This window comes from Wolbachia endosymbiont (group A) of Volucella bombylans (genome assembly GCF_964026965.1).
In the GTDB taxonomy this organism is placed as follows: domain Bacteria; phylum Pseudomonadota; class Alphaproteobacteria; order Rickettsiales; family Anaplasmataceae; genus Wolbachia; species Wolbachia pipientis.
Map to the genome: position 1 here is coordinate 1,384,409 of NZ_OZ034717.1, position 11,060 is coordinate 1,395,468.

5 protein-coding genes are annotated in these 11,060 nt (G+C 34.8%); 3 read left to right on the forward strand and 2 right to left on the reverse strand.

Going from position 1 to position 11,060, the window contains the following annotated elements; all coding sequences use genetic code 11:
• Positions 1 to 529: 529 nt before the first annotated feature.
• Both AAGD51_RS07010 and ltrA read left to right on the forward strand, forming a co-directional pair.
• Positions 530 to 658, forward strand: a complete 129-nt coding sequence (locus AAGD51_RS07010) for a hypothetical protein (RefSeq protein ID WP_255324786.1) — start codon at positions 530 to 532, stop codon at positions 656 to 658.
• Entirely contained in the window at positions 621 to 1,934 is a 1,314-nt protein-coding gene (ltrA, locus tag AAGD51_RS07015; RefSeq protein ID WP_006280268.1) for a group II intron reverse transcriptase/maturase, read from the forward strand. Before AAGD51_RS07010 ends, ltrA begins: the two co-directional genes overlap by 38 nt.
• Positions 1,935 to 3,099: 1,165 nt before the next feature.
• Here the strand turns inward: ltrA and AAGD51_RS07020 are convergent.
• Both AAGD51_RS07020 and AAGD51_RS07025 read right to left on the reverse strand, forming a co-directional pair.
• On the reverse strand, positions 3,100 to 5,295 hold the full coding sequence (locus AAGD51_RS07020) for an AAA family ATPase (RefSeq protein ID WP_006280189.1): 2,196 nt from the start codon (positions 5,293 to 5,295) through the stop codon (positions 3,100 to 3,102).
• Positions 5,296 to 6,002: 707 nt separating this feature from the next.
• A complete protein-coding gene (locus AAGD51_RS07025) occupies positions 6,003 to 9,530 on the reverse strand; it encodes a DEAD/DEAH box helicase (RefSeq protein WP_044471241.1) in 3,528 nt (1,175 codons plus the stop codon).
• Positions 9,531 to 10,223: 693 nt separating this feature from the next.
• Between AAGD51_RS07025 and AAGD51_RS07030 the strand changes: the two genes are divergently transcribed.
• A complete protein-coding gene (locus AAGD51_RS07030; RefSeq protein ID WP_010082157.1) occupies positions 10,224 to 10,985 on the forward strand; it encodes a sugar phosphate nucleotidyltransferase in 762 nt (253 codons plus the stop codon).
• Positions 10,986 to 11,060: the final 75 nt, after the last annotated feature.

Below are 11,060 nucleotides of genomic sequence, written 5' to 3' on the forward strand. Positions count from 1 at the left end.
TTAAGTTATACGATTGGTAATACATATATGACAGAAAGTAACAGCTTTGCTAGATTATCGATTATAGATCAAAAAGCGCGAAATAACAGCAATTTACAAAATATCTGAAGCGAAAGTGATTTTATGTGTGCGCCAAGAAGTGCGTAAGGAACAGTTGGTGAAAATCCAACACGGGTAAAGCTTAGCCGGCAACCTGGAACAAACCATTATGCTGCGTAAGGTAACGAGCGTAGTAAAGCTAATGGAATGGACAACATAGGGTGCAACGAAAGTGAAGGTATTGAGTCCCGTAATTCACGCGTCATGGGGGCTGACACTTTACATTTGGTGGAAGGCAACATGGGTAATAACGCTAAGGCAAGATATTACTCACCTCATCGGGATCGAAGGCCGCGTCATGTGTTGAGATGGACCTTACGTGAACTTGGGAGATCCTTTGTATTCCTGTAAGGGTACTCTGGAACAAGTCAATAAAGGCGAGGACTGGAGGAAGATGCAAAGGAAGTCGGACTAACTGATAGTACTCGGAGTGTGGGAAAGCCACATACAAGGGGAAGCGGTTAGCAATATAGTGACTGGTATAGGGATTGCTATACCAATACAACAGAGATTGGAGGAGTATGCAAGGAAAACTAAACCAGATAGCAGTAAGGGCTAAGCAAGATAAGCGAGTAAAATTTACATCATTAGTTCATTTGATTAATGAAGAGAATCTTGCAGAGTGTTATAAGGAACTAAAACGCAACAAGGCTTGTGGTATAGATCGTGTGACAGTGGAAGCTTATGGAGAAAATCTAGAAGAGAAACTTAAAACACTAGTGGATAGTATGAAGAGAAAACAATATCAACCGCTACCAGTGAAAAGGGTATACATACCCAAAGCCGGGAGCAAAGAGAAGCGCGGTCTCGGAATACCATCAACGGAAGATAAGTTGGTACAGGTAATGCTAAAGAAGATATTAGAAAATATTTATGAAGCAAACTTTATGGACAGCTCGTATGGATTTCGACCAGGAAGAAATTGTCATCAGGCGATAAACGCTCTAGATAAAGCAGTTATGCACAAACCAATTAACTATATTGTAGAAGTGGATATCAAGAAGTTCTTTGATAATGTTCAACATAAATGGCTAATGAATTGTCTAAGGGAACGAATAGCTGACCCAAATTTATTGTGGTTAATAAAACGATTTCTAAAGGCAGGAATAGTCGAAGTTGGATGTTATAAAGCAACCGATCAAGGCACACCACAAGGTGGTATAGTAAGCCCTGTATTAGCTAATATATACTTACACTATGTGCTGGACTTATGGTTTGAAAAGAAATTTAAGCCAAAAGCCAGAGGATATTTACAGCTAATAAGGTTTTGCGACGATTTTGTAGTTGGCTGCGAGAGGGAAGAAGACGCAAAAGAATTTCTAGAATTACTGAAACAAAGACTAAGTAAATTTGGGTTGGAAATAGCTGAAAATAAAACAAAAATAGTAAAGTTTGGTAAGAAAGAATGGTATCAAGCAGAAAGAGAGAAACGTAGGACGGCTAGCTTCAACTTTCTAGGATTTACACATTATTGTGGAAAAAGTCGTAATGGTAAACTTATGATGAAGCAGAAAACTTCAAAAATAAGCCTAGCCAGAAAGATTAAAGAAATCAAAGAATGGTTGAAGATGGTACGAAGTCGTATCTGTCTCAAAGATTGGTGGCAGAAACTTAAAGCCAAACTAACAGGACACTATAGCTACTTCGGAGTTAGCGGAAATTATCGGTGTTTGATTCAATTCTATCGACCGGTAACAAAGTTAGCATTTAAGTGGATAAACCGACGTAGTCAAAAGAAAAGTATGGATTGGGAACAATTTATACACTATTTAAAAGTAAATCCATTACCAAAACCAAAGGTATATGTTTCTTTATACACAGGAGCACTAGTGTGAACGCTGTATTGTGGAGCCGTGTGCGGGAAATCCGCAAGCACGGTTCTTTTGGGGAGACTATGGTTATGAGACCAAATCGCTGGTTTCAAGGTCATGAGTCTCTACCAGACCCCCTCCCTTCAGAAAGCCCTATATCTCTGCTTTTTTTGACTACTACAAAAGAAGCTTTTCTGTTGGAGACGTAAATAAACTTTGCTCTTTGTCTCCATTTTAAGCAGCAATCAAATTTTACGAGCTTCTGTCTCTTCTTCTATGGCAGTAACTTCAAACTTTTTTCCTTTAGCTTCATCTACAATTTGCTGATAAAGATTGTTTCATCACTGAGAGTTTTGCAATCAATTGCTCAGAGGTTTGCAATAAAAGTTGTTGTATTCTCATATAGTCTCCATTAACCCCTTATACTCACCACAAGTTGTTCAATCTTTTTTGAAAAATTTTCTTTGCAACCAACAAAAAAACATGATAGACTAGCTTTAGGGTTTTTTGTAATAAATAAAAATTTGAGATAAAAAATAATTTAGAAATGCCTCATAATCGATTTTTAAGCTACCTTACATGAGCAACTTAGGTCTTGGTGGTATAATTGTACCCTGAAGTCGTAGAATCGTTTTAAAACCGCATTAGCAGACCAACGTTTATTTGAGTTTTATCAGCATAAAAAAAAGATGAGAGTAAGAGCCTTTTAAAAACGCACTAATTGTATTTTTCATTAAATGTAAATATCTTAATAATATTTTGTGGCAGCCTTTCTGGACTTCTTTCTTTTTGCTGTTTAAGTTATTGTACTTTATTTGTATTTTACTATTATTTTATATTATCTATTATTATTTATTACTATTATATATATATAATATATAAGGGTTTTAGGAACGCAGAATCCGCTATACTGGCTGACTTCAGACACATAATAACTAGGAACACTTTTAGGAATAGAGGGCAAAAGGTTAGGATTCAAGCGATCTTTAGCTTCCTAGTTTCTCATTACTTATTTAGTAACCAAGGAATCAGGAATATAATTCAACCATTTGATGTCTTATCCCTTTTTAATTGAAATCATAACTTATAATAGGGTTGTGGCTCCGAAGTTAGATTGAGTAGATGGTAGATTGAATAGAGAAAATAGGGCAACTCTAAAATATTTAAAGAGCCACCCATAAAGAAAGACTTATCCTAACATTAAATTTTGCCTATAGCTAAAATCTTCAGCTCCAAGAGTGAACTTTCCTATACCACAAGCAAATGGTCCAGTTGGAATGTCAAGCCACTTATCCTCTTTTGCACCTGTAGACATTCCTTTAACTAACTGCTTTGCTTGTAAAAGTTCCTGAACTATACGCTCTAGTCGATCTCTTCCCATACTGTGGAAAATCTCAGGTAGCCTATGCCGTTGTTTATATACTCCTGTGCTTCCTGTGTGAGTAAATGGGTGTCCTGCAACAGCAGATCGTGTAATTGCATCAGTAAGACATATTTTAAGGTCTTTTTCACTAGCATTTTTAACTGTTAGTTGTATTGTTATATCTTCTAGTAGCCCTGTTTCCTGATTTCTTAGGTAAGTTCTTACAGTGCGATCAGCTAAACCATTGGCCTTCACAACTGCCCCATGAAACAAAGCATTCTGTCTTGGTGTTTCTCCTACTGCCTTAAAGATTTCTAGCCTAGCTGTATTTTCTATTGGCCAAAAAGCGTATGAGCATCTAACACCATTAACAAGAGCAGAGGTACCTCTAATTGCATCGCGTGCTTGTTCAGCAGTTAATATTGGTTTTTCTCCTTTTGGCTTTCTCATGTGATGAGCAGTAATTATCGAAGCTCCAGTACTACATGCTAAATCAGATAATAAGCACATTAGATAATCCCCTACAGCAGGATCAGCATTTATATCTGCATGGATAAATGAAGCAAGTGGATCAAATACTATCAATTTCAGATCTTTAATTTCCTCGAGCTGTTTCATTACGGATTCGAATTCAGGAGAAACTTCGACGATTTTACCACGAACATTTCTGAGTATTGTAAGTGATCCTCTGACGTTTGGCAGTGGTACAATAAATAATTTATCTTTATGTTTCAACCTTTCACACTTAGGGTCGAGTCGTTCTAAGCGGCGGTGTATCTCACTTGCATCATCTTCTGCTGAAAAAATCACTACTGATCCATGTTCAGTAACAAGTGAACCAAAGCCACACATCTGATCCTTATCACTTGCAACCTTAAGCGCTAGGTCAAGAAGAAGCATACCTTTGCCTGTATCTCCCATTGCTGCTATTATTGAAGTAACACCTAAAGGAAATAGACCTTCAACAAGAAACTTTTGCTCTGGTACCGGACCTACAAAGCGCTCTGCACTCCAATCTAAAATGTTAAGTGGCTGTTTTGTGGATCTTTCTAAACTTTTCATATTTGAAGTATCAGTAGCTGGAGTATCAATAGTAAGCAACGGAGTTGAAGCTAAAAACTCTTTGACATCTATACCTTCCTCTACACAATCAGCAGCATCCCATTTCTCAGGCTTACCTCGAGGAATTTCAAGCACAGCAAGTGATGCAACTCCGATCTCTAAAAGCTTTTTTTCAGCATTTTTTGCGTATTTATTACCTGCTTCATCATTATCTGGCCAAATGATAATATGCTTACCTTTAAGTGGTGACCAGTCTGTTTTATCAATTGGTGCGTTTGCTCCAGACATTGCTGTTGTTGCTGTGATACCTTGTTCTATCAGCGCTTCTGCACATTTTTCCCCTTCAACCAGAACAACTTTATCAGACTTTAAAATACTTGGTATGTTATAGAGAGGTCTTACTTTTGGCGCACCATACCGAGATTGTTTAACATCAAAAGGCTTATATTGCTTTTTTCCTTTAGGAGGATCAGAACGATAAATTTTTACAATGACCTGACCATTTTCATCATAATAATTCCAACTGTGGGTAATAAATTTCTCGAAGTCTTCGTCAGCCTTTGCGCATTTCTTGTTATATCCAAGACATTCACTTATAGAGGCCATCACTTCACAAAAGTCTCTCTTTGTATCTTTTCCCTGTGCACCTGCCCAAATATCAAGAACATCACCTTTCTGCCCAGTTGCAAAATCCTGCCAGAGTCCGGCTTTTCCACCAGTTAATGCTACTCTGAGGCTTTGTCCTTTGTTACCATGCACATCACCTATTCGGAATTCATCTCCATGAAAAGTTCCCCTTGGGAATAAATAAGAAAGGCATGATCTTATGTTTAATAATAGTTGTCTTTTTATTTCTTCTACATCAAATTGCTCTAATGGTTCTACAGTATTATTAAAATCATAATATTCATCATTTAAAGTATTTTTTTGTTTGACATCAGTTAAAAAATCTTGTACCATAAGTTGAAACTCCTTTTAAGATTAAGCGTTTGAAAGGTTTTTGAGTAAGGCTGTTTTGATTGGGGTCTTACTCTTTCATTATGTAAGTAAAAACTACGGTGGGGGTTCTCTTGGCAAAGCTTGAAAAATATATTAACAAGTAAAGGAAGTCAGTTCAGGTGAAAGGTGAGGTTTTAGTATCTTCTTTCTTTTAAGGAAAAATACTCTATTATAATTCTACTACATTTTACTCACCATGTCAACCACTTAGTTTTTATTCTGTTGATATATTTAAAATAAATTAAAAAAACTAATGTTTTCTTTCTGCTATATAATTCATAATGGTGTCTTTGATAGAAAACCCTCTACTATATATATACCGGGTTTCTTATGACTTTTTCTGAAAAAATTAAAAACTTTTTTCTTTGGAGGAGTTTGGCCTACCTATTAATGATAATCTTTTCAAGCCATCTGTAAAAATGAAAAGTTTCTGAAAACGGCAATTACTTTTTGGTTCATGAATAGAATTATTAAAGATGCTTTTTATTCAAATTTTAAAGGGCATTACAGGTGCTAAAGGGTACAGTTTAAAGTGGAATCACTTTAAAACGTAATTACAGGCTTTTTGCCTACCAATGAGACATAAAGTACGAAATATAAATCTTTGTCTCTATTTTGAACTATTAGCGGTAGTTAGCTGGTTCTTTACATTAAATAACTCAGCTATATTATAGTGCATTTTTTATATTAACTAAATCTCTTAATTGATCGTTGTTAAATTCTGTAATCCAACTCTCGCCACTACTTATAGTTAGGTTTGCTAATTCCTTCTTGCTTTGAATCATCTCATCAATACGCTCTTCAAATGTACCTGTTGAAAGTAGCCTGTACACCATGACATTACGTTCTTGCCCGATACGATAGGCCCGATCTGTTGCTTGTGCTTCCACTGCTGGATTCCACCATAAATCGTAATGTATTACATGGTTTGCCGCTGTTAAATTAAGCCCTGTTCCACCAGCTTTTAAAGACACTATAAGAATGTTGGACTGGAATAAGTTTTGAAAGTCATTAATCATTGTATCACGTGCTTTTCTAGAAAGTCCTCCATGTAAAAATGGCACTTCTGATTCAAACCTTTCTTCAAGTAGCCTAGCTATAATCTCACCCATTTCAGTGTATTGAGTAAATATCAATGATTTTTCTGCAACTTCACCAATACTAATCAATATTTCCTCAAGCATCTGCATTTTACCGGATTGTTCAATACTCGCACGCTTTTTCTTGCCAAACTGTGATGGATGGTTACAAATTTGCTTTAAAGCATTGATAAGTTTAAAGATTAGTCCCTTACGTTCAATCCCTTCACTTTTTTCTATCTTCTCCATAGTTGTATCAACAACCTTTTGATAAAGCGCTGTTTGCTCTGAAGTGAGGGAACAATAACGATTGTTCTCAATTTTATCTGGTAAATCCTGAATAATGCTTTTATCACTCTTAAGCCTACGTAACATAAAAGGGCTAGTGATTTTCATAAACCTTTCTAGACAAGTTTTATCTCTTGCTTTTTCAATCGGTGTTGCAAAGCTGCTTTTAAACTGCTTAGGAGTACCAAGATAAGATTTGTTGATAAAGTCAAAAATGCTCCAATACTCAAGCAACCTATTCTCAACAGGCGTACCACTCATAGCTATCTTATGTTTTGCTGCAATAGTTTTAATTGCCTTGGTTTGTTCGGTATTAGGATTTTTTATATTTTGTGCTTCATCAATCACGAGCAAAAACCAGCGAATTTTATTAAGTTCTTTTTTATCACGACGTGCAAGACCATAGGATGTTAGAGCTACATCATAATCACTTGCCAATTCTCGATTTTGTCCGTGATAGACGAAAAGCTTTAATTCTGGTGCAAAACGTTCCATCTCTCGTTGCCAATTACTTAATATGCTTGTGGGAGCTACTACCAAGACTCTGTCCCGATCCAAAAACCCTGTATTTTTGCAACACAGAATAGCTGCTATAACCTGTAATGTTTTACCAAGACCCATATCATCAGCAATTATGCTACCAAACCCGTTTTCTATGTTCTGTACAAGCCAACTAAATCCACGTTCTTGATATGGGCGTAGTTGTGCTATTAGATTATTTGGTGTAGTAACAGGTGTGTAAGTATTAAGTTTATTAAATAAGCTTGTAAGCTGCTGGTCAAATGCTACTTTAGTTTCATTTACTTCTCCTGTTAGAGCAGCTTGCATAAGCTCTGCTTGACTTAAATAATCAGGCAATTTATCAAGTTTTTTTAATAAAGCTTCTACCTCTTTGTCATCCAAAAGGACGTACTGATCGACTATTCGCACAAGCCCTCGGGAATCTTTTAGCAATTTTTTAAATTCTGTAACGCTTAGTTTTTTATCTCCTATTGCTACTTTCCAATCAAATTTCAATAAATTTTCCAGCGTTAAAAAGCTTTCGCGATCTTCTTTTATTTTATCTTTAGTAGACAAATTAAGACTTAATTGTGGTTTTAAGATTTTTTGTAAAGATTTCGGCAAAATAACTTTGATGCCTATTGCTCTTAGTACAGGCAAGATATGCAAAAATAATGGTGCAAAATTATCTAAATTAAATGATAATGTGCTATTATCGTCAATCGACTTTTCTAGTTCAGGTATATATTCAGACAAAAGTGCAAGATCAGATAAAATACTAAGCTTTACGTTTTGATTAGAGAGTGCTTTTTCCAGCTTGATGAATGACTTCTCATCATCCAGTGATAACTGTACCTCAAGTTCAAATTTTTCATGGTGATCTTTTATCATTAAATAGAGTTTGTAAGGTTTATCTGCTAAATAAAGACGTGAAAGCCAGAGATTAATTGCTTGCGGTATTTCCTTGTTGCTAAACTCAGTAAACTTGTATGATCTTCCAGTAAAGAATAATTCAAAGATGGATTTATCTCTATGCTTATCCAGTGATGCAGGAAAGTTATCTTCTATATACCCTAAAAGGATGAGAGAGATAGCAACATTTACTTGTTCCTCTGGTTCCATAACGATTTCTTGATATTTAATCAATAGAGGCGGACAAATAGATGATATCTTGCTATGAATTTCCTTAACTGACTCATTAAACAACGCCGGAATCCACCTAATTATTACTTCTCCTCTTTTGTTTTGTAATACTTGTGGTATTAGCGCTGACTTTTCCATTAGCATATGTGCAAACTGTGAAATCATATGCATGAAGCGAAGTTCAGGGTTAAGTTTGTGGAGTAACGAACTAGGAATATCATTTAAAAATCGTGCTACATCCCTCAATACATTTCCACTGAGCCTAAATAAATTAGTTGTACCATTGCTCACTTGAGTAAGGTAATGCTGATCATCAATGAATAGTTGAAATGTTTGCCAATTCTCAATATTTCCCCATCTTTTAATAAATAGCTCCTCTTCTGATAGTTCCTTCTTAGAAGCTGGATAGTACACTAATCTTCCTGCAGGATACTTTTGCCAATGCTTATAAGCTATCTGTAAGATATTATGAAAGTTTTTTTCAAAAAAAAGTGGATTATCTGTTAAAATACTACTGATACAATCAAAAAGGTTAGGAATAGTTGATAAATCAATATCATTTAAAATTGCTTGGTTATGTATTCTAATTTTAGAACATGCCTTAAATATATCATCTATCTTTAAAATGTTTTGAGCATTTTCTAATTTTCCATTCCCAAAATCATCGATAAGTGCTGACAAATTACAATTATGAATATTAAAAATCATGAAGGGGTTTTTATCAATTTCTGCAGCAATAAGATAAATTACAGCAGCAATGTGTTTACAAGGCATAGCCCAATCAGGACAACTACAACTTGCATTCATCTCCTGCCAATTTGAAGGAAATAATTTAATCCCAAGATCATTAAGCTTATCAAACAAGCTGGCTGATAATTGTCTATTTATCAATTTAGCTAATATAGCTGGTGAAGTTTCAATAATTTGACGAATGGTCTGTTGTTCTGATGAGCTTAATTCATTGAGTATAATTTTGACTTTATATGGTTGAGGTTTTGAACCACGATATGGGTAAGATCCTGAGCTATGAACTTTAGCTGTAACTATGTGACCATTAATTTTAATACCAAAAGCTCGACCAGTATTAGCACAAGTTCTGCCACGTGGAAGACGGTTATCATAATCTATTCCGTCAAAAGACTGGAGCCACTTCTTACCCCACCATGTTCTTCCATAAATAGTCATCTTGTAAAACTATATATTTTAACCTAGATAAGCTAGATGCTGATTCTATGGACGATTTTCTCTGAATATGCAAAACTCATCTTGAACTACTACAAAATGTTAATTATAACAACAGAGAGGGCAAAAGCAATAAACACTTATATCAAAGGAAAAATTGATTAAGGGAAAAGTGAAACTTTTTAAAGGTTGTTTAATACCTTTACACCTGTGATTGTAGCACTAATGTTGTGCGATAAATGTACAGTGAAAATGTCATCAGAAGTTACCCAATTATTGAGTAGTTTTTTTTACGGCGTCAAGACTCTTGCCAGCATAGAAAATATCAGTTCCTATATAAATATCCTTATGGGCTAAAAGAAACTTCTATTGGTTGATAGAAAACAGAAAAAAACTATTTAAAAAGTATACTCAACAATATAACAAGGAAGCATAAGTTAGGAAAAGTAGTAGGCCGTTGATAAGGATTTGCCTATTTTCTCGATCAACTAGCTTTTGTATAAGTACTGATGGGTCAATATAAATGAGTAGTTCTGGGAAGCTTACTTTATCGGCTAATCTATATTAGCGTCATAGAGGATTTATATATTTCAAGCATGTTAATTATTTTTTCTGGATCATTTAGGAAACTATAGTAGACTTTACAACTCATTAATTATCACTTAACTTACCTCCTAGTAAGTTCTTGAGTTATGTATGGATAACACGTTGATAATATTAGCAGCAGGAAAAAGCAGTAGAATGAATTCACAGTACTCAAAAACACTACACCTAGTAGGAAATTTTACTCTTTTAGAGCATATAATTCACAATGCAAAACCGCTGAGTTTAAAAAGTCTATCAATTGTCATTAACAAGCCTTTTCTAAAGGAGTTAGAAAGATTTAGTACCTTAAAAGATATAATTGATAAATATAATATAAAATTGATAATTCAAGAAAATATTACAGGTACTGGCACTGCAGTTAAAATTGCCCTAGAAAGCCTGGAGCGGTTATCTGACCAAGACATAGTTTTAATACAGTACGGAGACACCCCGTTTATATCTAGTGATACAGTTATGAGAATGACTGATTGTTTAAAGTGTAATAATAAAAATTTAGTTCTTCTTGGATTTAATAGTCAAGATAAGCAATATGGAAGATTAGTAATTGATGATAATGACAATGTTCAAAAAGTCTTGAAAAGTGAAGATGAAATTCTTCTTGCAAACTCTGGAATAATGGTTTCATACGCTAAAGATCTTTATACCCTAATAAAAGAAGTAAAATTTAATGATTCGACCAACGAATGTTGTCTTAATGATATAATACCCATTGCAGCAAGCAATAACTTACGTGCAGGTTATGTAGTCGCTGACGAAAAGGAAGCAATGGGGGTAAATAACAAAGAGGATTTGGTCAAAGCAGAACGTTATTTTCAGGCAAATAGAAGAAGACAACCAACCCTTCTTTCATAACTATATTTTTTTATTCATTGATCCTTAATTTAAGTTGACATTTGTTTTATACTAGTTTTATAATGCTTTTTAAGT

Bases quoted from the DNA above. Each gene is read 5' to 3' on its own strand.
- AAGD51_RS07020 (WP_006280189.1), bottom strand. From the start codon at position 5,295: ATGGTACAAGATTTTTTAACTGATGTCAAACAAAAAAATACTTTAAAT.
- AAGD51_RS07025 (WP_044471241.1), bottom strand. From the start codon at position 9,530: ATGACTATTTATGGAAGAACATGGTGGGGTAAGAAGTGGCTCCAGTCT.
- ltrA (WP_006280268.1), top strand. From the start codon at position 621: ATGCAAGGAAAACTAAACCAGATAGCAGTAAGGGCTAAGCAAGATAAG.
- AAGD51_RS07030 (WP_010082157.1), top strand. From the start codon at position 10,224: ATGGATAACACGTTGATAATATTAGCAGCAGGAAAAAGCAGTAGAATG.